23 protein-coding genes are annotated in these 26,244 nt (G+C 66.9%); 14 read left to right on the forward strand and 9 right to left on the reverse strand.

Translation table 11 applies throughout. The features are described 5' to 3' along the window. Positions 1-65: 65 nt before the first annotated feature. The gene (locus tag IB255_RS26610) at positions 66-1,010 is read left to right on the forward strand and encodes a Dyp-type peroxidase (protein WP_081516896.1); all 945 of its coding nucleotides are present in this window, start codon (positions 66-68) and stop codon (positions 1,008-1,010) included. A gap of 4 nt (positions 1,011-1,014) precedes the next feature. Here the strand turns inward: IB255_RS26610 and IB255_RS26615 are convergent, their stop codons facing one another. Beyond that, positions 1,015-1,920, reverse strand: a complete 906-nt coding sequence (locus IB255_RS26615; RefSeq protein WP_081516897.1) for a LysR family transcriptional regulator — start codon at positions 1,918-1,920, stop codon at positions 1,015-1,017. A gap of 174 nt (positions 1,921-2,094) precedes the next feature. Between IB255_RS26615 and IB255_RS26620 the strand changes: the two genes are divergently transcribed. The 4 genes from IB255_RS26620 (at position 2,095) to IB255_RS26635 (ending at position 4,632) form a co-directional block, all read left to right on the forward strand. Then, positions 2,095-2,844 carry an SDR family NAD(P)-dependent oxidoreductase gene (locus tag IB255_RS26620; protein WP_081516898.1) on the forward strand — a complete coding sequence of 250 codons (750 nt, stop codon included), beginning with the start codon at positions 2,095-2,097 and terminating at the stop codon, positions 2,842-2,844. 120 nt (positions 2,845-2,964) lie between these two features. Further along, positions 2,965-3,456, forward strand: a complete 492-nt coding sequence (locus IB255_RS26625) for a MarR family winged helix-turn-helix transcriptional regulator (RefSeq protein ID WP_081516899.1) — start codon at positions 2,965-2,967, stop codon at positions 3,454-3,456. Continuing rightward, a complete protein-coding gene (locus IB255_RS26630) occupies positions 3,449-4,207 on the forward strand; it encodes a class I SAM-dependent methyltransferase (RefSeq protein ID WP_081516900.1) in 759 nt (252 codons plus the stop codon). Before IB255_RS26625 ends, IB255_RS26630 begins: the two co-directional genes overlap by 8 nt. Then, positions 4,204-4,632 (forward strand): thioesterase family protein, encoded by a 429-nt coding sequence (locus tag IB255_RS26635; protein WP_081516901.1) that lies wholly within the window; start codon positions 4,204-4,206, stop codon positions 4,630-4,632. The genes IB255_RS26630 and IB255_RS26635 overlap by 4 nt, the downstream gene beginning before the upstream one ends. Positions 4,633-4,644: 12 nt before the next feature. Here the strand turns inward: IB255_RS26635 and IB255_RS26640 are convergent, their stop codons facing one another. Continuing rightward, a complete protein-coding gene (locus IB255_RS26640; RefSeq protein WP_081516902.1) occupies positions 4,645-5,325 on the reverse strand; it encodes a phytanoyl-CoA dioxygenase family protein in 681 nt (226 codons plus the stop codon). A 175-nt stretch (positions 5,326-5,500) separates the two neighbouring features. Between IB255_RS26640 and IB255_RS26645 the strand changes: the two genes are divergently transcribed. From IB255_RS26645 to IB255_RS26665, 5 genes are read left to right on the forward strand one after another with little or no spacing between them, the layout of a single operon-like run. Continuing rightward, the gene (locus tag IB255_RS26645) at positions 5,501-6,280 is read left to right on the forward strand and encodes an efflux RND transporter periplasmic adaptor subunit (protein WP_192211094.1); all 780 of its coding nucleotides are present in this window, start codon (positions 5,501-5,503) and stop codon (positions 6,278-6,280) included. Beyond that, positions 6,277-7,596 (forward strand): efflux RND transporter periplasmic adaptor subunit, encoded by a 1,320-nt coding sequence (locus IB255_RS26650; protein WP_081516904.1) that lies wholly within the window; start codon positions 6,277-6,279, stop codon positions 7,594-7,596. Before IB255_RS26645 ends, IB255_RS26650 begins: the two co-directional genes overlap by 4 nt. Then, the gene (locus IB255_RS26655) at positions 7,593-9,689 is read left to right on the forward strand and encodes a biotin/lipoyl-binding protein (protein ID WP_177429476.1); all 2,097 of its coding nucleotides are present in this window, start codon (positions 7,593-7,595) and stop codon (positions 9,687-9,689) included. The genes IB255_RS26650 and IB255_RS26655 overlap by 4 nt, the downstream gene beginning before the upstream one ends. A 33-nt stretch (positions 9,690-9,722) precedes the next feature. Then, positions 9,723-10,523 (forward strand): aspartyl/asparaginyl beta-hydroxylase domain-containing protein, encoded by an 801-nt coding sequence (locus IB255_RS26660; protein ID WP_081516906.1) that lies wholly within the window; start codon positions 9,723-9,725, stop codon positions 10,521-10,523. Next, on the forward strand, positions 10,511-11,491 hold the full coding sequence (locus tag IB255_RS26665) for a sulfotransferase (protein WP_151186806.1): 981 nt from the start codon (positions 10,511-10,513) through the stop codon (positions 11,489-11,491). The genes IB255_RS26660 and IB255_RS26665 overlap by 13 nt, the downstream gene beginning before the upstream one ends. On the opposite strand, the gene IB255_RS26670 is transcribed toward IB255_RS26665, so the two are convergent. Further along, a complete protein-coding gene (locus IB255_RS26670; protein WP_081516908.1) occupies positions 11,479-11,970 on the reverse strand; it encodes a GNAT family N-acetyltransferase in 492 nt (163 codons plus the stop codon). The genes IB255_RS26665 and IB255_RS26670 overlap by 13 nt on opposite strands. 110 nt (positions 11,971-12,080) lie before the next feature. On the opposite strand from IB255_RS26670, the gene IB255_RS26675 reads away from it, so the two are divergent. Continuing rightward, a complete protein-coding gene (locus IB255_RS26675; protein WP_081516909.1) occupies positions 12,081-12,383 on the forward strand; it encodes a DUF6916 family protein in 303 nt (100 codons plus the stop codon). A 23-nt stretch (positions 12,384-12,406) separates the two neighbouring features. On the opposite strand, the gene IB255_RS26680 is transcribed toward IB255_RS26675, so the two are convergent. Both IB255_RS26680 and IB255_RS26685 read right to left on the reverse strand, forming a co-directional pair. Next, positions 12,407-12,979, reverse strand: a complete 573-nt coding sequence (locus IB255_RS26680) for a phage tail protein (protein WP_081516910.1) — start codon at positions 12,977-12,979, stop codon at positions 12,407-12,409. Positions 12,980-12,997: 18 nt separating this feature from the next. After that, positions 12,998-13,585, reverse strand: a complete 588-nt coding sequence (locus IB255_RS26685) for a phage tail protein (RefSeq protein WP_081516911.1) — start codon at positions 13,583-13,585, stop codon at positions 12,998-13,000. A gap of 344 nt (positions 13,586-13,929) precedes the next feature. Here IB255_RS26685 and IB255_RS26690 point away from each other — a divergent pair, with 344 nt between their 5' ends. Both IB255_RS26690 and IB255_RS26695 read left to right on the forward strand, forming a co-directional pair. Further along, positions 13,930-21,036: a DUF4347 domain-containing protein gene (locus IB255_RS26690; RefSeq protein WP_225595051.1), complete on the forward strand. Its 7,107-nt coding sequence runs from the start codon at positions 13,930-13,932 to the stop codon at positions 21,034-21,036. Between the two features lie 62 nt (positions 21,037-21,098). Beyond that, entirely contained in the window at positions 21,099-22,586 is a 1,488-nt protein-coding gene (locus IB255_RS26695) for a TolC family protein (protein WP_192211096.1), read from the forward strand. Between the two features lie 90 nt (positions 22,587-22,676). On the opposite strand, the gene IB255_RS26700 is transcribed toward IB255_RS26695, so the two are convergent. Continuing rightward, positions 22,677-23,648 (reverse strand): DMT family transporter, encoded by a 972-nt coding sequence (locus IB255_RS26700; RefSeq protein WP_192211097.1) that lies wholly within the window; start codon positions 23,646-23,648, stop codon positions 22,677-22,679. A gap of 105 nt (positions 23,649-23,753) precedes the next feature. Here IB255_RS26700 and IB255_RS26705 point away from each other — a divergent pair, with 105 nt between their 5' ends. Next, positions 23,754-24,653, forward strand: coding sequence for a LysR family transcriptional regulator (locus tag IB255_RS26705; protein WP_192211098.1), 900 nt, complete (start codon positions 23,754-23,756; stop codon positions 24,651-24,653). 63 nt (positions 24,654-24,716) lie between these two features. Here the strand turns inward: IB255_RS26705 and IB255_RS26710 are convergent, their stop codons facing one another. The 3 genes from IB255_RS26710 to IB255_RS26720 all read right to left on the reverse strand — a co-directional run bounded on the left by IB255_RS26710 (position 24,717) and on the right by IB255_RS26720 (position 26,214). Then, complete coding sequence (locus IB255_RS26710) at positions 24,717-25,196, reverse strand: hypothetical protein (protein WP_081516916.1); 480 nt, start codon at positions 25,194-25,196, stop codon at positions 24,717-24,719. 111 nt (positions 25,197-25,307) lie between these two features. Then, positions 25,308-25,826: a hypothetical protein gene (locus IB255_RS26715; RefSeq protein ID WP_081516917.1), complete on the reverse strand. Its 519-nt coding sequence runs from the start codon at positions 25,824-25,826 to the stop codon at positions 25,308-25,310. 67 nt (positions 25,827-25,893) lie between these two features. Beyond that, positions 25,894-26,214: a hypothetical protein gene (locus IB255_RS26720; protein WP_081516918.1), complete on the reverse strand. Its 321-nt coding sequence runs from the start codon at positions 26,212-26,214 to the stop codon at positions 25,894-25,896. Positions 26,215-26,244: the final 30 nt, after the last annotated feature.

Below are 26,244 nucleotides of genomic sequence, written 5' to 3' on the forward strand. Positions count from 1 at the left end.
AACGCTGCGAGCGGGCTGCTTTGATAATCTCATCCCCCTGATTCCACTGGCGGCGAATGGAAACCATGCTCAACGAATCCCCCGAACCCCAATCCGTCGATAGCCCGATCACCCGCAGCGCGATCTTCCTCGTCGCCACCCTGACGCCGGGCAAGGACTGGAGCCCGGTGCGCGCACTCTGCGAAGACGTTTCCGCGCTGGTGCGCTCGGTCGGCAAGCGTGTACCGACGGGCAACCTGTCCTGCGTGGTGGGCTTCGGTTCGGCGGCCTGGGATGCGCTGTTCGGCGCTCCACGCCCGGCGTCCCTGCATGCCTTCCGCGAGATCGGCAGCGGCGAGCGGGTCGCGGTGTCCACGCCGGGCGACCTGCTGCTGCACATCCGCGCCGAGCAGATGGACCTGTGCTTCGAGCTGGCGGCGCAACTCGTGGGGCGCCTGGGCGATGCGGTCACGGTGGTCGACGAGGTGCAGGGCTTCCGCTACTTCGACATGCGCAGCATCATCGGTTTCGTCGATGGCACCGAGAATCCGGAAGGCCGCGAGGTCGCGCATTTCACCCTGATCGGCGACGAGGACGCGGGCTTCGCCGGCGGCAGTTATGTGCTGGTGCAGAAGTACCTGCATGACATGACCGGCTGGAACCAGCTCTCCACCGAAGCCCAGGAACGCATCATCGGGCGCACCAAGCTGGCCGACATCGAGCTGGGCGACGATGTGAAGCCCAGCTGCTCGCACAGCTCGCTGACCACCCTGGAGAAGGACGGCCAGGAGGTGAAGATCCTGCGCGACAACATGCCGTTCGGCCGGCCCGGAGCCGGGGAGTTCGGTACCTACTTCATCGGTTACGCGCGCTCGCCGGCGCCGGTGGAGGAGATGCTGGAAAACATGTTCGTCGGCCGCCCGGCCGGCAACTACGACCGCCTGCTGGACTACAGCAAGGCGGTGACCGGCAGCCTGTTCTTCGTGCCTTCGGCCGAGCTGCTTGAGGCGCTAGCGGACAAGCAGCCCTGAGGACTCAGCCGGCGACCTTCGTCGGGAAGCACCCGACCAGCCAGTCGATGAACACCCGCAGGCGGTGCGTGACGTAGCGGTTGTGCGGGTAGACGACGTGGAAGGGGTAGGGCGCCGGGCGCCAGTCCGCAAGAATCTCCACCAGCGAGCCATCACGCAGGGCGGCGCCGGCGGCGTAGGAGAAGGTCTGGACGATACCCAGGCCGGCCACGCAGGCGGCCAGGTGCGCGTTGCTTTCGTTGACGCCTATGCGGTGTTCGAGCTTCAGCTCGCTGCGTTCGCCGTCGCGCTCGAAGCGGAAGGGCACCGCCCGGCCGTTCTGCGGCGACAGGTAGCTGACCAGCCGATGGCCGTTGCGCAGTTCCTCGGGGTAGGCGGGGATGCCGTTGTGGCGCAGGTATTCGGGTGAGGCGCAGGTGACCATGGTTGCCTGGCCGATACCGCGCGCCACCAGTGACGAGGCGTCCAGCGCGCCGCCGCGGATCACGCAATCGACGTTGTCGCCGATCAGGTCCACCGAGCGGTCGGACACGCCCAGGTCGATGCGGATGTCCGGATAGCGCGCGAGAAAGTCCGGCAGCAGCGGCACCAGCACGTCCCGCGCGGTGGAGCCGCCAACGTCGATGCGCAGGTGGCCGCGTGGCTTGCTGCGGGCGATGTTGAAGGTCGAGTCGATGTCTTCCAGGTCGCGCAGCACGCGGGTGGCCTTGGCGTAATAGTCCTGGCCTTCCGGCGTTACCGTGACGCGCCGCGTGGTTCGCTGCAGCAGGCGCACGCCCAGGTGCGCTTCCAGCTCCTGCACCAGCTTGCTCAGGGTGGCGTTGGGCATGTCCAGCGAGTCGGCGGCGCGGGTGAAGTTGCCGGCCTCCACGACGCGGGCGAAGGCGCGGATGGCCTGGAGCTGATCCATGGAAATTCCTCTGAAGGGATCATCTGATTATCCATGGATATGGATAGTCATTCCATTGTATGCGCTTTTTCCATCAATCGACGGGCCCTAGAGTAGCGCCATGCCTCACCGCAAAACCGCGACAGACGCAGGCTGCGAGGCAGAACCCTCAACCGCGAATCTCAGGAGCTCATCATGAACAAGTCCCTCACTGGAAAAGTTGCACTGGTCACCGGCGGCAGCACTGGCATCGGCCTCGGGGCCGCCCAGGAGCTTGCCGCGCAAGGCGCCCGGGTGTTCATCACCGGCCGCCGCCAGGCCGAACTGGACGCCGCCGTGGAAGCCATCGGCCCGGCCGCCACGGCCATCCGTGCCGACGCCTCGGTGCTCGCCGATCTCGATGCGGTGTATGCGCAGATCGCCAAGTCCGCCGGTCGCCTGGACATCCTCTTCGCCAACGCCGGCGGCGGCGACATGCTGCCGCTGGGGGCGATCACCGAGGAGCACTTCGACCGCATCTTCGGCACCAACGTGCGCGGCGTGCTGTTCACCGTGCAGAAGGCGCTGCCGCTGCTGACCGACGGTGCGTCGGTAATCCTTACCTCATCCACCACCTCGATCCAGGGCACCGCCAACTTCAGCGTCTACAGCGCCAGCAAGGCCGCCGTGCGCAACTTCGCCCGCTCCTGGGCACTTGACCTCAAGGACCGTGGCATCCGCGTCAACGTCGTCAGCCCCGGCCCGGTGCGCACTCCCGGCCTGGGCGACCTGGTGCCCGAGGAGGCACGCCAGGGCCTGTTCGACGCGCTGGCCAGCCAGGTGCCGCTGGGCCGCCTGGGCGAGCCGCGGGAGATCGGCAAGGCGGTGGCCTTCCTGGCTTCGGAGTCCGCCAGCTTCATCAACGGCATCGAACTGTTCGTCGACGGCGGCATGGCTCAGGTCTGACCGCGCAATGGACCGGGCAGGGCGCAAGCTCTGGCCGGTCCTGCCGCTTTCATCTGCGTACCGGCTTGCCATTTGCATTAGCGCTAATGTAATTTGAAGCCCTCGATGGAGAGGGCTGCGATGAACAGAAAGAACGAACCCGGCCTGGGTGAACTGCTGCGCTACGTCTCGGAACTGGTAGAGCTGGGCGCCGAGGAGCATTACCAGCAGATGGGTATGAACTACCGGGCCCGCTACACGCCGGTGCTGCGCGCCATCCGTTCCGGGGCGCAGACGGTCACCGAGATCACCGCGCGTACCCACCTGACCCAGGGCGCCATCAGCCAGACCGTCGGCCAGATGGAAACCGACGGTGTGATCACCCGCCAGCGCGCCGAAGACGGCCGCAAGAGCGTGCTGCAACTGACGCCGGTAGGGAAGAAGCTGGTGAGCAAGCTCAACACCCACTGGGCGGCGACCTTCGAAGCCATCGAGCAGCTGGAAACCGAGATCGGCCATCCGCTGCGTCGCGTGCTGGAAGACGCCGCACGCGCCCTGGAAGCACAGGGCTTCTCCGAGCGTCTGAGCCACGCCAAGCAAGCCCTGAAGACAGGAGCCACCAGCCATGAGTAACCCGTCGAGCGACCTGCGTAACTGGTTCGACCAGGGTGGGCAGGCCTACGCGCGCTTCCGTCCCGAATATCCCGTCGAGCTGGCCGCCCATCTGGCAGCGATGGCACCCGACCGGGTGCTCGCGGTCGATGTCGGTTGCGGCAGCGGCCAACTGACCCGGCAACTGGCCGAGCACTTCAATGCAGTGGTCGGCTTCGATCCCAGTGCGGACCAGATCGCCCATACCGCGCCGCAGGAGAACGTCAACTACGCCTGTGCCCCGGCCGAGGACCTGCCGCTGCTCAGCCGCAGCGCCAGCCTGATCACCGCCGCGCAGGCCGCGCACTGGTTCGATCTGCCGAGGTTCTACGCCGAAGTGCGGCGGGTCGCCGAGCCCAGCGCGATCCTGGCGCTGATCAGCTATGGCGTGCTCCGGCTGGAGGGGGCGCTGGGCGAGCGCTTCGAGCAGTTCTACTGGAAGGAGATCGGCCCCTACTGGCCGGCTGAACGCAAGCTGGTGGACAGCGGCTACGCCACCCTCGACTTCCCCTTCGCCGAGTTTCCCGGCCCGGAGATCGCCATTCGCCTGGAGTGGAACCTAGGGGAGTTCCTCGGTTACGTCTCCACCTGGTCGGCGGTGCGCAGCGCCCGCGAGGCCGGGCGCGAAGACCTGCTGCATGACTTCGCAGCCGACATGGCCGAGCGCTGGGGCGATCCCACTGCGCGGCACCGGGTCAGTTGGCCCATCAACATGAGGATCGGACGCGTATGAACCCGCCAGTGCTTGCCGTTGGACTGACTCACAATGAAACCCTGATCGTGGCGCAGCGGCACACGGTGCCCCAGGTGGCGACCGACTGGCCTGGCTTTGCCGACATGCCGCCGGTGTTCGCCACCGCCATGATGATCGGCTTCATCGAGCAGACCTGCATCGAAGGGCTGCGGCCCTTCCTCACACCTGAGCAGCGCACGGTGGGCACCCAGGTGGATGTCAGCCACATCGCTGCCACGCCGGTGGGGCTGAAGGTGACGGCGGCGGTGGAGCTCATTGCCATCGATGGAAAGTCGCTGGTGTTCCGGGTCGAGTGCCGCGACGAGGCGGGCGTCATCGGCGCCGGCACCCATCGTCGCGCGATCATCGATCTGCAGCGGTTCGTCCAGCGGCTGGGGGAGAAGTCCGCTGCGGTTGCCGGCTAGTCGGCGTAGCGCTCAGCACGACTGCGGCGGATCGAAACGCTCGGCGGTGTCCATTCGCACATTGCGCAGGCCCAAAGTCTCCAGGTGCGCTGCATAGAGAGGCTCGGCCCGGTAGCTGATCAGGAGCGTGCGGCGCCGCGCGCCGCTGCTGTTCAGACTGCCGGCGTGCACGAGGTCGACGTCGAACACCAGGATGTCGCCGGCCCGGCCGCTCAACTGCAGGGAGTGGGACTCGTCAAGGAAGTCGAAGGGTGGCTGGCCAGGGGCGTGCCGATGGCTGCCGGGGGCGAGGCGGGTGGCTCCGTTTTCTGGCGAGAAGTCATCGAGGAAGGCGAGGGCGCTGACCATGTCCCCCGGACGCCGGGCAGACAGATCGCGGTGCAGTTGCTGATGGCCGCCTCCGGGCAGGGGTTCACGTCCCTCTGCCTGGGCGAGGAAGAATCGCTCGCCGATCAACGCGCCGGCTGCTTCCAGCAGCGGCGGCAGTCGACAAGCCGCTTGGGCGCAGGGCTCCAGGTCGATCTGCGCGTGGCGCCAGTCCACGCCACGGGGCACGGGCCAGCGATCCGAGGGCAGGACGTTGGCATCGAAAGCCGCGCGCAGCTCCTCCAGCAGGGCGCGCGGGATCGCCTGGCGCAGCAGGGCGTAACCTTCGCTGTGGAGTCGCTGGTAATCGAGCTTGGCTGCATCCATTTGCCTGTCGTCCTTGAGGTCTGTCCGATGGGCCCGGCCTAGAGCGGTTGCCGCGTTGAGCCGGGTTTTCGCCGGCGCCGACCGGCAGCCAAGCCTACGGAGGAATTCTGCTGCGGCCAATATCCGCCGCTTGCGGAGTACCGTAGACTCCGCCGATCTGCAGGGAGAGCTGACAATGCATAAAGGGATCTGGCTGGGTTTTGGGGTGTCGCTGTGCGTGGCGGGAGCGGCCTATGCCGCGGACCCCGCTCAGGACGACCCCTTGCTGTCGAGCCCGCCGTCCTCCGCTGGTTCGGGCGATGTCCGCGGCATCCTGCGGGCGCGGGACCAGGCGATGCTGTCGAGCGAGCTGTCCGGGCGCATCCTGGAAATGCCGTTCGCCGATGGGCAGTCCTTCCGCAAGGGCGATGTGCTGGTGCGCTTCGACTGCTCGGCCTATCAGGCCCAGCTCAACGCCGCCCAGGCTGGCGCCAAGGCGGCCAGCGAACAGCTGGGTCACAACCGCCAGCTGGCGGCGCTCAACTCCGTGGGGCGCTTCGAGGTCGCACTGGCCGAAGCCAAGCTCTCCGAAGCCCAGGCGCAGGCTCAGGTCTACAAGGTCCAGGTCGGCCGCTGTGCGGTGGTTGCGCCCTTCGACGGCCAGGTCGTGCAGCGCAAGGCGCAGCCCTTCGAGAGCGTTTCCGGCGGCGCGCCGCTGCTGGAAATCGTCGACAACCGCAGCCTGGAAATCCGCCTGCTGGTGCCTTCGCGCTGGGTGTCCCGGTTGAAAGTGGGACAGTCCTTCACCTTCGTGCCCGATGAGACCGGCCAGCCGCTGCAGGTAGAAGTCAAACGCCTGGGCGCGCGGATCGACGAGGGCAGCCAGATGCTTCCGCTGATCGCTTCGCTGCCGGGGGACGCCAAGGGCTTGCTGGCTGGCATGAGTGGCACCGCGCGCTTCGCGGAGACGCCATGAACGCCCCGCAGGTCGGTCTGGCCGAGCGGGTCTTCGCGCAGTTTCTCGCTCTGGAGCGGCAGGCGCGGGCTTGCTCGACGGTGGAGCAGCTGGCGTATCACATGGTCAACGACGCCCAGGCGCTGTTCGGTTACCGCCATGCGGCGCTGCTGATCGCGGGCAAGGTCCGGGCACTCACCGGCATCAGCGTGGTGGAGCCCAACGCTCCCTTCGTGGCTTTCGTCGAGCAGGCTTGCGGCCAGTTGCACCAGCACGATGCGCTGGGCAAGGCGCAGCGCGTGGACTTCCAGCAGCTGGGCGCACAGCAGCAGATCGATTGGCAGGAACTCTCCGCCGGCGAGGTCTTCTGGTTGCCGCTGGCTGATCGTCAGGGCGCAGTCTTCGGTGGCCTCTGGCTGGCCCGCGAGCAGTCGTGGAGCGAGGCAGAGCAGGCGTTGCTGGTGCAGTTGGGCGATGCGTACGCGCATGCCTGGACGGCCCTGCAGCCGCGCAAGCCCTGGCGGCTGCGCTGGCCAAAGAAGAAGCTGCTGGCGATTGCCGCAGTGCTCTGCCTGCTGCTGCTTGTGCCCGTGCGCCAGTCAGTGCTGGCGCCGGCCGAAGTGGTGCCGCTGGATGGCCAGGTGATCGCTGCGCCGCTGGATGGCGTGATCCAGCAGGTGCTGGTCAAACCCAACCAGGCGGTGAAGTCCGGCGACCTGCTGGTGCGCTTCGACGCCACCACGTTGCAAGCCCAGGCCGATGTTGCCGAACGCTCCCTCGGCGTGGCCGAAGCCGAGCTGAAGGCCAACTCCCAACGTGCTTTCTCCGATGCCGAGTCCGGCGCCAAGGTCGATCTGCTGGCCGCACGGGTGGAGCAGAAACGCGCCGAGCGTGACTATGCCCGCGACCTGTTGGCCCGTGCCGAAGTGCGGGCGCCGCGTGACGGCATTGCGGTGTTTGCCGACGCTGAACGCTGGACCGGCAAGCCGGTGCAGACCGGCGAGCGCCTGATGGATCTGGCGGACCCGCACCAGGCGGAGCTGCGCATCGACCTGGCGGTGGGGGACGCCATCGTCCTCGAGCCAGGTTCGGAAGTCGTGCTGCTGCTCGATAGCGATCCGCTGCGCCGCCATGACGCTCGCCTGCAGCGCGCGGCCTACGAGGCCCAGACCACTGCCGCCGGGCAGCTGGCGTATCGACTCGACGCGGCGTTCGACGAGACGCCCCCGCGCATCGGCCTGCGTGGCACCGCCAAGCTGTATGGCGATCGCGCCCCGCTGGCTTATTACCTGTTGCGCCGGCCGCTGGCGGCTGCGCGTCAGAGCCTGGGCCTGTGATGCTGCCGGCGCTGCGACCGGACCTGCAGCTGTCGCCGGCCGCACCTGCGCTGGACGGGGCACCGCAATGGACGCTGGCCGATCCGTTGCGCGGGCGCTACTTCAAACTCGGTGGCGCTGCGGTGCGGCTGTTGCGCCACTGGGCGCTGGGCGACCCGCAGCGGGTGTTGGGGGCGGCCAATGGAGAAACCGGCGAGACCCTGGGGGCGCAGGAGCTGGAGGAGTTCCTGCGCTTCCTGCGCGGGCATGACCTGATCGCCGCCGTGGACGCCGAACAACGCGCCAGCTACGGGCAGAAGGCGCAGCTGCAAAAGCGCAGCCTGTGGCAGAAGGTGCTGCACCAGTACCTGTTCTTCCGGATTCCGCTGTGGCGCCCGGATGCCTTTCTCAATCGCGCCTGGCCGGTCCTGCAGCGCAACGGCGGGTGGATACTGCGCTGGGGCTTGCCGCTGGTGTTCGCCCTCGGGCTGTTCCTGGTGGCGCGGGACTGGCAGCGCTTCCTGGCGACCTTCCCGCATCTGTTCAGCCTGGGCGGGGCGCTGGCCTTCGGTGTTTCGCTGACCTTCGCCAAGCTCTGCCACGAGTTCGGCCATGCCTTCATGGCCAAGCGGGCCGGTTGCCGGGTGCAGAGCATGGGTGTGGCGTTCATGGTGATGCTGCCGATGTTCTACACCGACGTCAGCGACGCCTGGCGCGTCAGCGACCGACGCTCACGACTGTTGATCGGCGCCGGTGGCGTGCTGGCCGAACTGGTGCTGGCAGTGCTTGCGCTGCTGGCCTGGTCGCTGCTGCCGGACGGGCCGCTGCGTACTTCGGCCTTCATGCTGGCCAGCGCCACCTGGATCACCACGGTGCTGGTGAACCTCAATCCGTTCATGCGTTTTGACGGCTACTTCCTGCTCACCGATCTGCTCGGCGTGGAGAACCTCCAGGCGCGGGCTTTCGCCCTGTGTCGCTGGCGGTTGCGCGAGGCGCTGTTCGGCTACGGCGAACCCATGCCTGAACCCTGGCCCTTACCGTTGCGCCGGCGTCTGCTGATCTGGGGGTACGGCTCGTGGATCTGGCGCGCGGTGCTGTTCTTCGGTATCGCCCTGGCGGTCTACCACCTGTTCTTCAAGCTGCTGGGCATCTTCCTGATGCTGGTGGAGCTGGTCTGGTTCATCGGCCTGCCGATCTGGCGGGAGCTGCAGGAATGGTGGCAGCGCCGCGAGCAGGCTGCACCGCGCAAGGTCGTCGGGCTTGGCCTGGCGCTGCTGGCTCTGCTGGCGCTGCTGATCGTGCCCTGGCGCAGTGCCGTGGAAGTGCCGGCGCAGCTGGAGGCGACGCGTGCCGTGGCGCTGCATGCACCGGCGGCTGCCCGGGTCGGGCGACTGCTGGTGCGCGATGGCCAGACGGTGGAGCAGGGCGAGTTGCTGCTGGAACTGACTTCACCGGACCTCGATGCCAGACAGCTCATCGTGCGCCGCGAGATCGATCTGCTGCAGTTGCAGTTGCGCCGCCAGGCGGGCCGTAGCGAGACGGCTGCCGATGTCGGCATTCTCGAACAACGGCTGGCGGAGTCGGTGGCCCAGTACCGGGGCCTCGCTGCCCAACGCGAGCGCCTGCTACTGCGCGCACCGCAGGCCGGGGTCATCCGCGACCTGCTGCCCGACCTGAGCCCGGGCCGATGGTTGAAGCCTGCCGATGTGCTGGTGCGTGTGGTGGAGCCAGGCCTGCGCCTGCGCGGTTATCTGGCGGAGGCCGACCTGTGGCGTGTGCAGAGCGGTGCGCAGGGGCGTTTCATCGCCGACGACCCGGCCCGCCCGGCCGTGCCGGTGCAGCTCGATGAAGTGGACGCCAACGGCGCGGTCTTCGTCGAACTGGAGGCGTTGAGCTCCGATCATCATGGCCCGATTGCCGTGCGCCGCGATGCCCAGCAGCGCGCCGAACCGGTCCAGGCGCAGTACGGTGTGCGCCTGAGCCTGCGCGATGCCCCGTGGGCCCTGGCGCAGCCGCAGCGCGGCATGGTCGTACTGGACGGCAGTGGGCAGTCGATCCTGGGGCTCGCCTGGCGGCGGCTGGCGGCATTGGGTGTGAGGGAAAGCGGATTCTGAGGCGGCGGCTTTTCTCGGAGCAGGGAGAGTTCCATGAGCGCGACATCGTTACCCCGCTGCGCCCGGCTTGGGCTGGACATCCCGTTGCAGCCGTTGCTCGACGCATTGGCTGCCGTGGACCAGGCGGCGTGGCAAGGGCATTTCAACCGTGGCTTCTACGAAGGAGACTGGAGCGGCGTTGCGCTGATCACCCCCGACGACGCCCTGATGCCGCTGGCGCCGGGGCAGGGCGCACCGCTGGCCAGCGACCTGTTGCGGCGCAGCGCGGCCTGGCAGGCCGCACTGGGCGCCTTCCGCACGACTATCCGTAGCGCGCGCCTGCTGCGCCTGGGCTGCGGCTCGAGGATTCACGAGCACTGCGATCCTGATCTGGGGCTGCCCGACAGTGACCTGCGCCTGCACCTGCCGTTGCTGAGCCCTGAGGGCGTCGAGTTCCTGGTGGACGGGCTGCAGGTGCCGATGCGTCCGGGCGAGTGCTGGTTCATCGACCTCGCCCGCCCGCACCGGGTCGACAATCCGGGGCCCGGGGAGCGCATCCATCTGGTCCTCGACTGCCAGCGCAACGACTGGCTGCTGGCGTTGATCGAGCAGGGGCTGGCGGATACGCCGAGCCTGCGTCCTGGTCGAGCGGCCCTGGCATTCGAGCAGTTCCGCGTGCAGGTCGCGCAGGAGCCTGAGCTCGCCCAGGCGCTGCGCTCGATGACCGACAGCGCAGACTTCGTCGCGCGGGTGGTCGCTCTGGGGGCCGCCCGCGACCTGCACTTTTCCGCCGCTGAAGTTCGCGCCACGATGCGCCTGGCCCGCAGAGCCTGGAGTGACCAATGGAGAGCCTGAGCCCCGTGCTGGACCTCAGTGGCTGGCGGCCCATTCGTGCCTGGTGTGACGCACGGGACTGGCGCCTGGACTGGTGCTGGTTCGGCGAGCAGCGCCTGACCCGACCATTCTTCCATGACGACGTGGAGCAGGCCCTGCGCCTGCCTTTCAACCTGGCGTTCCGTCGCGAGACCGGCCTGACGGAGCTGCTCGATTGGCAGCGCGCGAGCCCCGGCTTGGCTCCGAGCCTGCTGGTCTTCCACGCCTCGCGCTGCGGCTCGACGCTGTTGGCACAGATGCTCGCCGGGCTCGACAGTCACCTGGTGCTGTCCGAGCCCGGTCCGCTGGATAGCCTGTTGCGCAGTCACTACCTCCACGAGTGGGAGGCAGGCCAGCAGGAGCGGGCCGTCATCGCGATGCTGTCAGCGCTGGCGCAGAACGCGGGGCCGCCGGCGCAGCATCTGGTGGTGAAGCTCGATGCGTGGAATCTATTCGAGTTGCCGCTGATTCGCCGTTGCTTCCCCGAAACGCCGTGGATATTTCTCTACCGCGACCCGCTGGAGATCGCTGCATCGCACCTGAAGATGCCGGGCATGCAGATGATCCCGGGCCAACTGAGTCCGTCGCCGTTGAACCTGGTCGATGAGCCGGTGGCACCCCGCGAGGAATACATCGCTCGTCGCCTGGGGCGGTTGCTGGCGCTGGCGGTGGAAGCGTGCCGCGGACAGGGCGGCCTGGCAGTGGCTTACGAGGAGTTGCCGCAGGTATTGGGCGGACGCCTGCGCGAGCGCCTGCGGCTGACGACTGGGCAGGTCGAGCAGGCCATGGCGGTGAGCCGGCAGAATGCCAAGCGTCCGGGCGAGGCTTTCGTGGCGGATTCCCGCGACAAGCGCGACTCCGCTTCGGCGCTACTGCGTGACAGTGTGGCTCGTTGGGCCGATGCGCCTTACCGGGAGCTGGAGGCGTTGCGCAGGGATCAGGCGGGTTGAACGGGCTCGCGGCGCATCTGCCATTGCGCCTCGTCCGGCGCTCCTCCCAGGCTCGCGAAGCCCAGGCGCTGGTACAGGCGCACCGCAGGATTGTGGCGCATCACCGCGAGCTCAAGCGCCTTGCCCTGATGGTCGGCGTGGGCGACGACCTCGCGCAGCAGCTGCTCACCCAAACCGCGTCCGCGCTGATGCTGTTCGAGACCGATTTCGAGGATGCGCAGGCTGTCCGGGCGGTCGTCCAGGGTCAGCACGCCGATTGCTTCGCCGTCGAGCAGGATCAGTTCGGTAAGGGCGCCTGGATAGTCACTGGCGAAGATGCGCTGCTGCAGTTGCCACTGCTGGTCGAGCAGGGCGGGGCAGGCTGCGATCAGCGCCGCGTCCAGGCCGCGCAGTTGCGCGAACAGGCGCTTCAGCCAGGGTTCGTCGGCGCTGTCGGCGGGGCGGCGAAGCAGGCTGGGGCGGGTCTTTATCTCGCTCATGGGCTGTTGTAGTTTTCCAGGCCTTGGTTTTCAGGGGCAGATTTTCAGGCTCAGGTTTTCCAGGCTTCGCGACGGCGGAGCCTGCCATTCAACGATCAGGGAGTGACCTCATGCTCATCGACCTCCAGGGCCTGACGGCCCAGGCATTCAGTTCTGAACTCGGCCAGGTGTTCACTGCGCACACCGTTCCCGATCCGGTCCAGCTGACTTTGCACAACGTGATCGAAGGGCGCGAGGTCGGCGGTGGTTTCCGCACGCCTTTCTCGCTGATCTTCACCACGCCGATGAATGTACTGCTGCTCGAGGCCCAGTATCGCCTGAGCAGCCCGAGCGGGCGCGATTACGAACTTTACCTGGCGCCGCTGGCGGCAACGCCCGGCGACCAGCGCCACTACCAGGCCCTGTTCAGCTAGGGCCTGGCAGCGGGCCGGGTCGATCAGTTGCGGCTGGGGAAGACCCCGAGGGCGCAGATGCACTGGGTCAGCGCCAGATAGGGCTGCAGGATCGAGACAGGCTGGCTGCCGCCGGCCGCCGCCAGTGTCACGTTCAGTTGCCCCTGTGCCGGCAGTTGCACCGAGCCCGGCGCGGGACCGTAGATCTGCACCGTGACGGCATCACGCCCGGCGGCCCCCAGCGACTGCGCCAGCGTATCGCTGGTCGTCGCCTGGCTGGCGCTGGCGGCGCTGCTGGACTCCGACAGCAGCACGGTGGCCTCCGCGGTGGCGCCGTGGGTATGGGTCGGCAGGTTGCTGGTGAGCAGGGTGGTGTGTTCCGTACCGGCCACGGCACCCAGCGGGTAGCTGGCGTTCTGGCCGAGGCCGGCGCGTCCGCCAAGATTGGGCAGGCAGAAAGTGTTGACGCCGTCGCCACCGTAGGTGGTGCCCAGCAGCGCGTAGAGCGTCTGGTTCTGCGAGATGCTCATTTGCTGGCCATTGCAGGTCATCCAGTTTCTCGGCGCGAAGCTGCCGGCAAAGGGCGCGACGACGCCGATATAGCTTTCGACATCCATGTGGTGCTCCTTGAGTCGTCAGTTGCGCGAGGGATACAGCCCGGAAACGCAGATGATGTAGTTGATGGCCTGGAACGGCTGCAGGATGGAGAACGGCTGGGAGCCGCCGGTCATCTGGACGTTGACCGTCGCCGAACTGGACAGCGGCAGGTTCACCGAGCCCGGTGCCGGCGCGTAGATCTTCACGTCGACGGCATCGCGGCCGTAGGCGCCATTGGCGGCTGCCAGCACCGAGGTGGCGCTGGGCGTGGCCGAGGTGGCGGCTGCCGTGCTGGTCGGCAACGAGGCGCTGAGGGTGCCGGTGGCGGCGTGGGTGTGCATCGGCATCTGCGCGGTGGTCAGGGTGGTGCTTTCCGTGCCCCCCACCTGGCCGAGCGCGTACATGGATGTACCCGGCGACTGGCCCACGCCGACGGGGACGCGGCCCTGCAGGTTGGGCAGGCCGAAGGTGGTCTGGCCGTTGCCGCCGAAGTTGGTGCCCAGCAGCGAGAACAGCGCGGAGTTCTGCTGGACGGCGAGGATCTGCCCGGCGCAGATCATCCAGCCGCGCGGTGCGAAGTTCGGGGCCCAGCCGCTGATCGAGCCGAGATAGGACTGTTCACTCATGATCATTTCCCTACTTTGAGTTGTTATCGCTTCATCACGGGACTGGCCCGCCGACCATTCCGCTGGCGATCGGGCCGAGAGGAAACATAGACGATATCCATGAGAGCGTCGGGCTCGCGGTTATTGAGCGAATTGCCGGCAAATGCCGGCAAATGCCGGCTATCGGGCCATTGACGTCAGCTTTCCATCAGGCATTATGGTGAGATCAATCCAATAACAATTTGCCAGCTTGCAGTCGTCGTACCGGAGCCGGTGCGGCTTTGCGTGTGTGCTCTCAGGGAGGAGGCCATATGTTCAGGCATTGGTTCGCGTCATCGGCCGTTCGCAAGCATCAGTCCGGCGCCATGCGCTCCCCACTGGCCCTGAGCCTCGAAGCCAGGATGATGTTCGACGGCGCGGTCGCCGCCACCGTCGCGGATACCGCCGCCAGCCAGGGCGCCGATCATCCCGCCGCCCAGGACAAGACACCTTCCGACTCGTCCTCCCACGACACCCTCGCCGCAGCCCCCACTGCTTCCTCCGACCAGCGCCATGAAGTGGTGTTCGTCGACAGCAAGGTCGCCAACTACCAGCAGCTGGTCGCCAGCCTGAAGCCGGGTACCGAAGTGGTGGTGCTCGACGGCAACAAGGACGGCCTGCAGCAGATCGCCCAGTACCTCAACGGCCGCACCGGCATCGACGCCATCCATATCCTCAGCCACGGCGAAGAGGGTGAGGTGCATCTGGGCAACACCGTGCTCAGCGCCGACAACCTGGCCAGCAAGGCCTCGCAACTGTCCGCCATCGGCGACAGCCTGGACGCCGACGGCGACATCCTTCTATACGGCTGCGACGTGGCAAAGGGCTCCGGCGAAGTGCTGCTTCAGCAGCTATCGGCGCTGACCCGCGCCGACGTGGCTGCCTCCACCGATCGCACCGGCGCCGCGGCCCTGGGCGGCAACTGGACGCTGGAAGCCCACACCGGCAGCATCGAGACGCAGCGCCCCTGGGCTTCCGACAGCGGCCCCGATTATGCCGACCTGCTGGCGCTACCCTCGGCAAACCAGTCGCTAGGCGACACCTACTGGACCAACAACACCGGTGGCAACACGGTGGATGGCTTCACCCTCAGTGAATCCACGGGGGCGGTGCGGATGAGCTCGCCGGACTCGATCTATTTCAGCACAAGCTCCGTGGCCGACGGGGACGGCAACCACTACTACCAGCTGACCTGGACCGCGGATAACGTCGATCTTGGCAAGTTCGACCTGGACGGCCTGGTGATCCAGTCCTTCGGCGGCAACTACCGGCTGGACGTCAGCGCGATTTCCGGGGGCGCGACGGTTACCCAGTCGTTCACCTTCTCGGGTGCACAGGGGCCGCTGACCGTCAACATCGACAGTTCACTGTTCAACGACATCAGCGGTTTCACCCTGCGCGTCACCAATCTCAACGGCTCCACATCGGTCGCCAACATGGACCTGCAGCAGGTCCTGCTCACCGACCTGAAGGGACCCAACGCCGACCCGGTGCTCGGCGGGCTCAATGGCAGGACCGCGAGCTTCACCGAGGACAGCGGGCCGACGCTGATCGATGCGGCGGGTCTGGCCACGGTGAGCGACAGCGACTCGGCGAACTTCGATGGCGGTCAGTTGCGCGTGGCGATCACCTCCGGCCAGCAGTCGCTGGAGGACGTTCTGGGCATTCGCAACCAGGGGACCGGCGCTGGCCAGATCAGCGTTTCGGGCGCCAATATCTCCTACGGCGGAGTGCTCATCGGCACTTACACGGGGGGCAGCGGCGGCAGCAACCTGGTGGTGACGTTCAACTCCGTGGCCACCGCGGCGGCAGCCCAGGCGCTGGTGCGCAACCTGACCTACGTGAACAGCAACGGGCTTGACCCCAACACCTCGGCACGCACCATCAGTGTGACCGTCTCCGATGGCGACGGCGGCACCAGTGCAGCATCGAACGTTACCCTCAGTGTGATCGCCACCAACGACGCCCCGATGCTCGCGCCGGCCAACAACGTCATCGGCTATACCGAGAACGCAGCCGCAGTGGCGCTGAGCCCCACGCTGACCCTGGTGGACGATGGCAGCAGCTTCCAGAAGGCGACAGTCACCATCAGCGATCTGCGCGTCGGCGATTCCCTCACCGTCGGCAGCCCGGGCGCTTTCGCCACCAGCTACAACAGCGCCACCGGCGTCCTGACGATCACCGGGGCCGGCAACGCCGCGGCGCTGCAGGCCGTCCTGCGCTCGGTGAGTTTCTCCTCCAGCTCGGATGATCCGACCTTCGGCGGTTCCGATACCACCCGGCAGATCAATTTCGTGGTCACCGACAGCGCTGGCGACGACTCCAACACCGCCGTCGTCCAGGTGGCGATCACCGCCATCAACGACGCGCCGACCCTGTCCGGCGGCCCTTACACCTGGGTGGGTACCAGCGAAGACACCAGCTCCCAGGCCGTCACGGTCAGCAGCCTGCTGGCCGGCGTTACCTACGCCGACGTCGATGGCCCCGCCAGCGGAATCGCCCTGACAGCCAGCACCGGCAGCAGCGTCTGGCAGTACTCGACCGATGGCGTGACCTGGACCGATGTCGGCGCGGTGTCCAATGGCAGCGCGCTGCTGCTGTCGGGCAGTACCCTGCTTCGCTATGTGCCCGATGGCAAAAACGGTGGGACGGCCACACTGACTTTCCGCGCCTGGGACCAGACCTTCGGCATCGCCTCCCTCAACGGCATTCGCTCCACCTCCGATACCAGCTCCAACGGCGGCAGCACGGCGTTCTCGACAGGCATCGCGCAGGCAACGATCAGCGTCAGCAGCGTCAACGATGCGCCCGTGTTGAGCCCCTCCAGCCCGGTGCTCAACACGCTGACCGACGGTGACGTGAATAACGTCGGACAGGCGGTTTCCAGCCTCATCACCGGTCATGTCAGCGACGTGGACACGGGCGCGGTGCAGGGCATTGCCATCACCGGCCTGAACTCCGGCGTCGGTGGCACCTGGCAGTTCAGCCTGGACAGCGGCGCCAGCTGGCAGGACGTCGGTACGGTTTCCACGGCTTCGGCGCTGCTGCTGCGCAGCAGCGATCGGGTGCGCTTCGTGCCCGACGGCGTCCATGGCACCACTGCCAGCTTCACCTTCAAGGCCTGGGACCAGAGCGGCATCACCGCCGGCCAGCAAGGGTTCAAGCTCGATGCTTCCAGCAGCGGCGGCACCACGCCGTTCTCCTTGGTCAGCGATACCGCCAGCGTTACAGTCGTCGCAGTCAATGATGCGCCGACGGTCACTAGCAGTGGCGGCAGCGCGGCGTTCGTCGAAGGGGCGGACGTGGCGTCCACGCCGGTGGTGGTCGACAGCGGCCTCACCGTGTCGGACAACGATTCGCCGCTGCTCTACAGCGCCTTGGTGAAGATCACTGGCAATTTGCGGCCCTCCGAGGATGTGCTTGGATTCACCAACGATCCTGCCACCATGGGTGACATCAGCGGCAGCTACAACGCCGCCACTGGCACAATGACCTTCACTTCCGCCAGTGGCGCCAGCGCGGCCCAGTGGCAGGCAGCGTTGCGCTCGGTGACCTACAGCAACAGCTCGGACACCCCGGACACCACCACGCGCAGCGTCAGTTTCAGCGTGAGCGACGGCCAGCTCGACAGCGCCGACGTCACGCGCAGCGTGACCGTGACGGCCGCCAACGATTCTCCTCAGCTCAGCCTGCCCGGCGTGATCAGTCTCAGCGAAGACGCTACCGGGATCATTACCGGCATCGTTGTCTCCGACGTCGACGCGGGTACCGGCAACGTTCAGGTCACCTTCACGTTGCCGCCCAACAGCGGCATCCTGTTCGCGACCGTCAGCGGAAACATCGCGGTTGACACGGGGCTCAACACCATCTCCCTCACCGGCAAGGTCGCGGACATCAACGCCTACATCGCCGGGATGAACCTCTTCTACTCGCCGAACGCGAACTTCAACGGCAACGTCACCCTCGGTGTCAGTATCACTGACCTGGGCAACAGCGGTGGCCCGGCGAAGACCGACAGCGGCAGCCTGATCCTGCAGGTCGACGCGGTGAACGATGCGCCGAGCACCCCCGTGGTGCCGTTGTTGCCGGTGAGCGGCAGCGAGGACGTCCCCCTGGTGTTGAACGGCATCAGCTTCAGCGACATCGATGCCGGATCGGGTGTGGTCCAGGCGACCTTCAGCGTCGCCCCGGGCAGCGGCACCTTCAGTGCCCTGGCGGGCGCCGGCGTAACGCTGACAGGCTCGGGCACCAACCAGCTGGTGCTCAGCGGCAGCCTCAGCGATATCAACGCCTTCATCGCCGGCAGCCAGGTGAGCTACCTGTCGGCGGCCAACGCTTCGGGCATCGTCATCGTGACGGTCAGCCTCGATGACCGCGGCAATACCGGCACGGGCGGCGCCAAGGTTTCATCGGCCACCTTCAACCTGGACATCAGCCCGGTGAACGACGCTCCGGTGAACAGCGTGCCGGGTGCCCAGACGGTGCTCTCGAACGAAACGCTGGTCTTCAGCGCCGGCAATGGCAACGCGATCTCCATCTCGGACGTGGATGTCGCGGGTGGGAACCTGCGCGTGACGCTCGTCGGCATCAACGGGCTGATCACCCTGGGCAGCATCTCGGGCCTGTCGTTCCTGGCCGGTGATGGCACAGTCGATGCCATCATGACTTTCGATGGCTCCCTCGCCGACATCAACAATGCGCTGGCAGGGCTGAGCTTCACCCCAATGGCCGGCTACCACGGCGCGGCTTCGCTGCAGATCATCACCAATGACCAGGGGCAGTCCGGCGCCGGTGGCCAGCAGACCGATACCGATATCATCTCGATCAACGTCGAGCAGCCCAACCCGCGTATCGTCGGCGTCAGTGCCGGCATCCCGGACGGCACCTACAAGGTCGGTGATCAGATTCTGGTCCTCGTCGAGTTCGACCAGAGCGTCAGCGTCGACACCACCTCCGGCAGGCCGAGCCTGCTGCTGGAAACCGGCACCATCGACCGCACCGCCCAGTACCTGGGCGGCAGCGGCAGCAACGTCCTGTCGTTCCTCTATACCGTGCAGGCCGGCGACCAGAGTGCGGACCTCAACATTGCCGGCGTCGGCGCGCTGTCGCTCAACGGCGCGAGGATCTTCAACGCGCGCCTGGACGATGCCTTCAGCGACCTGCCGGACCCGGCCAGCATCGACAGCCTGGCCAGTCGCGCCAACCTGGTGATCGACGGCGTGGCGCCTGTCGTCAACAGTGTCACGGTGCCAGCCAACGGCACCTACGTGGCGGGGCAGAACCTCGATTTCGTCGTCAACTTCAGCGAGAACGTGATTGTTGACACCAGTGGGGGCACGCCGAACATCCTCGTGACGCTGGATGGCGGAGGCACCGTACTGGCCCAGTACCTCAGCGGCAGCGGCAGCACGGCCCTGCTGTTCCGCCTGGTGGTATCCAGTGGTCAGTTCGACAGCAACGGCATCAGCCTTGGCTCGACCATCCAGACCGGCGGCGGCACCCTGCGTGACAGCGCCGGCAACGACATCGTTGCCAGCCTCAACAGTGTGGCGAGCACCACAGGCGTGCTGGTCGATGCCGTGGCGCCCACGGTCAGCAGTGTCAGTGTGCCGGCAGGCGTTCCCTACAACGCCGGCGATACCCTGACCTTCGTGGTCAACACCAGTGAAGCCGTGCTGGTCAACGGCAGCCCGCGGTTGGCCCTGGACATCGGCGGCAGGACGGTATTCGCCGACCTCGTCGCTGGTTCCGGCACCTCGACCCTGGTGTTCCAGTACACCGTCCAGGCCGGTGACAACGACGCCGACGGTATCAGCGTGAACGGTCTCTCCGCCAACGGCGCCACCCTGCGCGATGCCGTCGGCAACAACATGAACCTGACGCTCAATAATGTGGGTGCCACCTCCGGCGTGATCGTCGACACCGTGGCACCGACACCCAGCGCCATCGTCACCCTCGACCCGTCGCCGACCAATGCCGGCAGCGTGCGCTACACCGTGACCTTCAGCGAAGGCGTCAGTGGCGTCGACCTGAGTGACTTCGCGCTGGTCGGCACTGGCACCGCCGCGGGCAGCCTGAGCGGCCTGCAGCAGATCGACGCGCGCACCTACCAGATCACTGTCAGCGGCGTTTCCGGTACCGGCACCCTGGGCCTGAACCTCAACGGCAGCGGCACCGGTATCCTCGACGCGGCTGGCAACCCGCTCAGCGGCGGGCTGACCGGCGCGGTGTACAGCGTCGACCGCGATGCCCCGACCGTTACCGCGGTCAGCGTGCCTGCGGGGAGTCTCAACAACGCGGGCGACACCCTCGAATTCGTGGTGCAGACCAGCGAAGCCGTGGTGGTGGACGGCTCGCCGAAACTGGCCATCGACATGGGCGGGCGCACCGTCTACGCCGACTACGTCAGCGGCTCGGGCAGCAACAGCCTGGTGTTCCGCTACACCATCCAGGCTGGCGACAACGACGCCGACGGCATCCAGGTCAGTGGGCTTTCCGCCAACGGCGGCTCCCTGCGCGACGCCACCGGCAACGCACTGAATCCTTCGCTGAACGGCATCGGTGACAGCCATGGCGTGCTGGTCGATACCCGCGCGCCCACCGCCACCGGAGTCGTGCGGCTGGACCCGTCGCCCACCGGCGCAAGCACGGTGAACTTCCTGGTGACTTTCGACGAGGACGTCAGCGGCGTCGATGCCGGCGATTTCTCCCTGGTGACCAGCAACTCCGCCAGCGGCAGCATACTCTCCGTCGTGCAACTGGATGCCCGCATCTACCGCGTAACCGTCGGCAGCGTGAGCGGGCAGGGCAGCCTGGGCCTGGCGGTCAACGCCGGCGGCATCAGCGATGCGGCCGGCAACGCGCTGGCGAACTCGCTGCGGGGCGACAGCTATGTGATCGGCTCGCTGTCCGATGGCGATCCGGAGTTCCGTGTCACCACGCCGGGCGTTCCGGCCTTGCCGTCGCCCACGCCATTGCAACCCGATGTGCCGGTGGTTGTCACGCCGCAAGGCACCTCGCCGGTGCTGCCGCCGTCGCTGTTCCCCAGCGAAGGAACCGGTGGCCTGCCACCGCAGGGCAATATCTTCGTGAACAACGGCGCACCGTCGCAAAGCTTCATTGCCCAGGCCTTTGGCAGCTCGTCGTTCGGCGACGGCAGTGGCAAGGGCTTCCTGGGCTTCGGCGGCGGTGACGCAGGCGTCTTCGGCAGCAGCACGCTGGCCGGCATCTTCGATAGCGACGGTTTCGACGACAGCTCGCCGCTGAAGGCCTTCGACCGTCGCAGCGGCGATATCGACCAGGGCATCCGCGGCATCTTCGGCGCGCCGAGCCTGACGCAGCAACTGCAGCAGATCCACGAATCCGAACAACAACCATTGCGCGAGCTGGCCTGGGCGCTGGGGCAAGTAGCCCAGGACCGCGACGCATCCTGATCACCACATCGCCAAGTAGAAAAAGCACAAGAACGAAGCCGTAACGAGGGGGACGGCCAGGGATGAAAAAACACACGACCTTGCTAGGGATCAGCTTGTTGGCGCTTGCCGTGTCCGGCTGCGCCGTCACCACGCAACCCATCGACCGTAGCGTCAGCGAGCAACGCGCCCGCGACGACCTGCAGGCGATGTTCAAGGATCAGGAGCCGCTCAGCGGCCCGCTGACCCTGCACGAGGCCATGGCCCGTGCGGTGAAGTACAACCTCGAGTCGCGTCTGAAGGTAATGGAGGAGGCGCTGTCGCGCCGGCAACTCGATCTCGCCACCTTTGACATGCTGCCGCGCATGGCGCTCGAGGCCGGTTACGCCGGGCGCAACAACCAGAGCGCTTCCAGCAGCCAGAGCGTGCTGACCAACACCCAGTCGCTGGAACCCTCCACCTCGCAGGACCGCGACCGCGACGTCGCCGACCTGACCATGGTGTGGAACGTGCTGGACTTCGGCGTCAGCTATGTCAGCGCCAAGCAGCAGGCCGACCAGCGCCTGATCGTCCAGGAGCGCCGACGCAAGGTGGTGCAGACCATCATCCAGGACGTGCGCTCGGCATACTGGCGCGCGGTCGCCGCACAACGCCTGCTCGACCGTATCGACGCGCTGATGGCACGGGTCGACGGCGCGCGCAAGGACAGCCAGCAGATGAGCCAGCAGCGCATTGGCGACCCGGTCCAGGCGCTGGGCTACCAGCGCGCCCTGATCGAGGCCAGCCGCCAGCTGGAAGAACAGCGCCGCGCACTGTCGCTGGCGAAGACCGAACTCGCCACCCTGATCAACCTGCCGCTGGGCACCGAGCTGACCCTCGCCGCGCCGGAAGGCTACGACGTGCCGGAGCTGAAGGTGGGCCTTGGGCAACTGGAGCAGCAGGCCCTGGCCAGCCGCCCGGAACTGCGCGAGCAGGACTACCAGGCACGGATCAGCGCTGCGGAAACCCGCAAGGCCATGCTGCGTCTGCTGCCGGGCCTGGAGTTCTCCGCTGGCGGGCACTACGACTCCAACAGCTTCCTGGTCAACAACCGCTGGGCCGACTACGGCGTGAAGGTCACCTGGAACCTGTTCAACGTCCTGTCCGCCCCGGCCGCCATCGACGTTGCCAAGGCCGGTGAAGACGTCAACGTGGCGCGCCGGCAGGCCATGTCGATGGCCGTGCTGGCGCAGCTCTACGTGGCCAACGCCAACTACAACGAGGCGCGCCGCCAGTTCGTCACCACCCAGGAACTGGCCAGTCTGGATACCCAGATCGTCGGCCAGCTGCGCAACCGCCATCAAGCGCAGGGCATCGGTGAGCTGGACCTGATCCAGGGCGAACTCAATGCGCTGCAGGCGGACCTGCGCCGCGACCTGGCCTACGCCGAACTGCGCAACAGCTATGGCCAGGTATTCGCCTCGGCCGGCGTCGATCCGCTGCCCAGCAACGCCCCCGATACCAAGCTGACCACCCTGGCCAATGGCCTGGCCGAGAAAGAGCGCCAGCTCGACAGCGGCAACGTGCAGTAATCGCCCCAGGCGTGCCAGTGCCGCAGTGCTACTGGTACGCCGAGGGCTATGCGCCTGCTGCGAGCTTGCGGGTCATCCGAGCGGACGCGCTCAACCTGTTGCCTTGCAATCCTCGGCCTGCTGCTTTGGTGCAGGCTGAGGAGCTGCCTTGGCCCCGGACAACCGCGACACGCCGAACAACACCAGTGCCAGCCCGGCAATCTGGTAGACGGTGATCGCCTCACCGAGCAGCGCCCAGGAGGCGAATACGGTCAGCACCGGGCCGAGGTTGCCGAACGCGGCCGCATGGGTGGCGCCCATGCGCTGGATCGCCAGCGCCATCCAGTAGATCGGCAACACGGTGGAGATCAGTGCCATCAGCGAACCGTGGATCCACACTGCGCCGGGCAAGGTCGCCAGTTGCTGCACGTCGCCACTCGCCGCGTAGTGGATCAGCACCATCACCGATGAGGCGCCGCCGGCCAGCCCGGCCAGGCGCATCGAGCCCACACGCCGCACCACGGCGGCCGTGCCCATGTAGTAGAGGGCATAGGTGACGGCGCTGGCAAACACCCAGAGCGCGCCAAGCAGTATCTGTCCGTCACCGCCTTCCACACGGATGTCATGCACCAGCGCGATGCCCAGGCCCAGGTAGCACAAGCCCATGGCGACCAGGGTCCGGGAGTCGGGGCGTTCGCGGTTGACGGCCATCTGCAGGAGCAGCACCAGGGTCGGGTAGGTGAACAGGATCAGCCGTTCCAGCCCGGCGCTGATGTACTGCAGGCCGTAGAAGTCGAACAGGCTGGACAGGTAATAACCGAACAACCCGAGCAGCAGGATGCGCAGGCCGTCGGCCAGCGTCAGGCGGGGCTGTTGCGGGCTGCGGCTCAGCCAGATCAGCCAGAGGAACAGCGGCAGCGCCAGGCCCATTCGGATGGCCAGCACCGTTACTGCATCCACCGGCGCGGCGGCGTAGGAGAGCTTCACGAATACCGCCTTGAGGCTGAAGCCGGTGGCGGACAGCACGGCGAAGAACACACCGTTGCGCAGGCTGCGCTGGTAGAGGGAGGTCAGGCTATTCATGGCGGCACGGATGCAAGGCAGGGGAAAGGCTTTATTCTAGAGAGAAGGCCATTCCACTAGAATCGCAACTTGGCGAACGTGGCTTTCGTTTTTGGAGAATACCCCATGCATTTCGATCTTGCCGACCTGCGCCTGATCGCTGCTATCGCCAGCACCGGCAGCCTGAGCAAGGCGGCGGCTTCGGTGCCGGTGGCGGTCTCGGCGGCGAGCAACCGTCTGCGCCTGTTCGAAGAGCGCTGCGGGCTCTCCCTGTTCGCCCGGCACAGCGACGGCATGACCCTCACGCCAACCGGCCGCCTGGTGCTGGAGGCCGGCCAGCGGGTGCTGAAGGAAGCGCGGCAGCTCAGGGACACCCTGCAGGAGCTGAGTGGAGAGCGGCGCATCACCTTGCGCCTGGCCGCTTCCACGGTGGCCAACAGCACCTTCCTGCCCACCGCGCTGGGGCCGTTCCTGGCGGACTACCCGGAAGTGGATCTGCAACTGACCGAGCAGAACAGCAAGGACGTGCTGCGCTCCGTGCAGGAAGGGCAGATCGACATTGGTGTCTACGACGGCAACCTGACCACCGCCGGCCTGCTGTCGCTGCCGTTCCGCAACGACAAGCTGGTGCTGCTGGTGCCGCAGGATCATCCGCTGGCCAGCCAGCACCTGCCGAGCCTGCGCGATGCACTGAGTTTCCCCTTCGTCTGCCTGCCGGCCGAACGCGCCATGCAGCGTTTCGTCGAGGCGATGGCAGTACGCAATGCAATGCCGCTCAAGGTGCGCGTGCGCGCGCCGAGCTTCGATGCCATTGCCCAGTTGGTCGCCCAGCGGGTGGGCGTGGCCATGCTCCCTGAGGCGGCTGCTACACGCATGGCTCAGGAGCTGCCGGCGGTAGTGGTGCCGCTCGCCGACGCCTGGGCCACCCGTGAACTGCGCATCTGCGTGGCTGACTGGGATGCGTTGTCATCCCATGCGCGGCAGTTGGTGACCTACCTGATGAATGAAGGAGCCGCCGCTCGCTGAAACGTGGCGAAGGGGAGTGAGCAGCGGCAAGCCCTGGCAGCGTCGAAAGCTGGCCGCGCGACTTCACGCGGTGGTATTCACCGAGGTGCCGCTGGTGCTGCTGCCGGACTCGGTCAGGGCTTCTGAGTAGGCCGCGGTGGCCGCCGCTACCGCCGCCGAGGCGGACGAGACGCGTGCCTGGGCAGCCTGCGCGGCGATCTGCTGGGCCTGCTTCTCTTCCTCGGTCTGGCCACCGCCCTGGCTGGCCTTGGCCAGTTCCTGCTCGGCCTCTTCCAGCTCCTTCTGCGCCTGCTCCATGGCCTGCTTGAGTTTCTCCAGGGTGGTGTCGGAACTGCTGTCGGAGCTGCCGCTCGCTCCGCCGGCGGCACCGCCGCCAGCTGCTCCACCCGCCGCCTGTGCCGAAGAGCTGGCCGTCGTCTGGGAAGTGCTGGTGGCATCGCTGGTGGCGCTGTCCTCGCTGCTCGTGGCAGAGGTCGAGGCGGCCGAAGTCGAGGCGGTGGTGTAGCGAACGTTGGTGGCGCTGACGGCGCTGATGGTAGTCATGGATGGGCTTCCGCTGAGGATGGGTATCCGCAATGGCGGCCGCCAGGAAGAGAAATTTAGAGCGGTTTGTTATCGACTTGGTATCGGGCCTGGTACTTCAGGCGCACCCCCTCATTTCTGCTCCACCAGCCGGGGTGTCTGCGACCCTTCCAGGGCCAGGTGGATCACGCCGGCGCGGCTGGGGAAGTTCGGCGCATCGTCGTCGCTGTTCTCCATCACCGGGATGTCGATCAGGGTACGCTTGCCCGCCGGGTCGGCAACCAGCCGGGCGTCCAGCTTCTCGACCGAACGCCAGCCACCGCCGCCGATCTGCATGGCATCGAGCAGGCTGTAGTGCTCCTGGCCTTCTTCATTGGGTGTGGAGGAAAAGACGGCGAGGTACTGGCTGTAGTTGTTGCCCATGTCGAAGCCTTCGATGGTGAACACCGCCAGGATGATCTCGCTGTCCTGGCCGGTCTTCAGGGTCTGCACATGGGTGGCTTCGGGGTAGCCGGTGGCGAAGCTGTCCTTGTACAGCTCCACCAGGCGGCTCACCTGTTCTTCCAGGGGCTTGGGCACGGGCGGCTGCTCGGCGGCGTGGGCGAGGGTGCAGGCCAGCAGCAGGCTGGCGGGCAGCAGGCGAATCTTCATCGGGGGAACATCCGTGTCGGGGGTAGGGGTGGCATGGCCGGCATCTTGGATGCCGGCCTTCGCCGGATTACTGCTTGAGGCCGGGAATGGCGTTCTTCGACACCCAGTCACCGACCGCCGAGCAGGAGTAGGTGTTGGAGTAGTCGTAGAACTGCTGGGCGAGTGAGCTGGCCTCGTAGGTGCCGCACTGGTAGACCGACGTGCCCTTCTGCAGGATCAGGAAGTGGATCTGGGTGACCCGCCCCGGCGCCACGTAGGCGGCCTTCACTTCGTAGCCGCTGCGCAGCAGTTCCGTCACCTTGACCTCTTCGGCAGAAGCCTGCGAGCCGATGGCCAGGAGGCCGAGCAGCGCAAAGACGGCTTTCGCCGGATAGTTCAGGTTAGCCATGGTTGTGTCTCGTCCTTGAGGGGGCCTGGG

The organism is Pseudomonas sp. PDM22, from assembly GCF_014851965.1.
In the GTDB taxonomy this organism is placed as follows: Bacteria; Pseudomonadota; Gammaproteobacteria; order Pseudomonadales; family Pseudomonadaceae; genus Pseudomonas.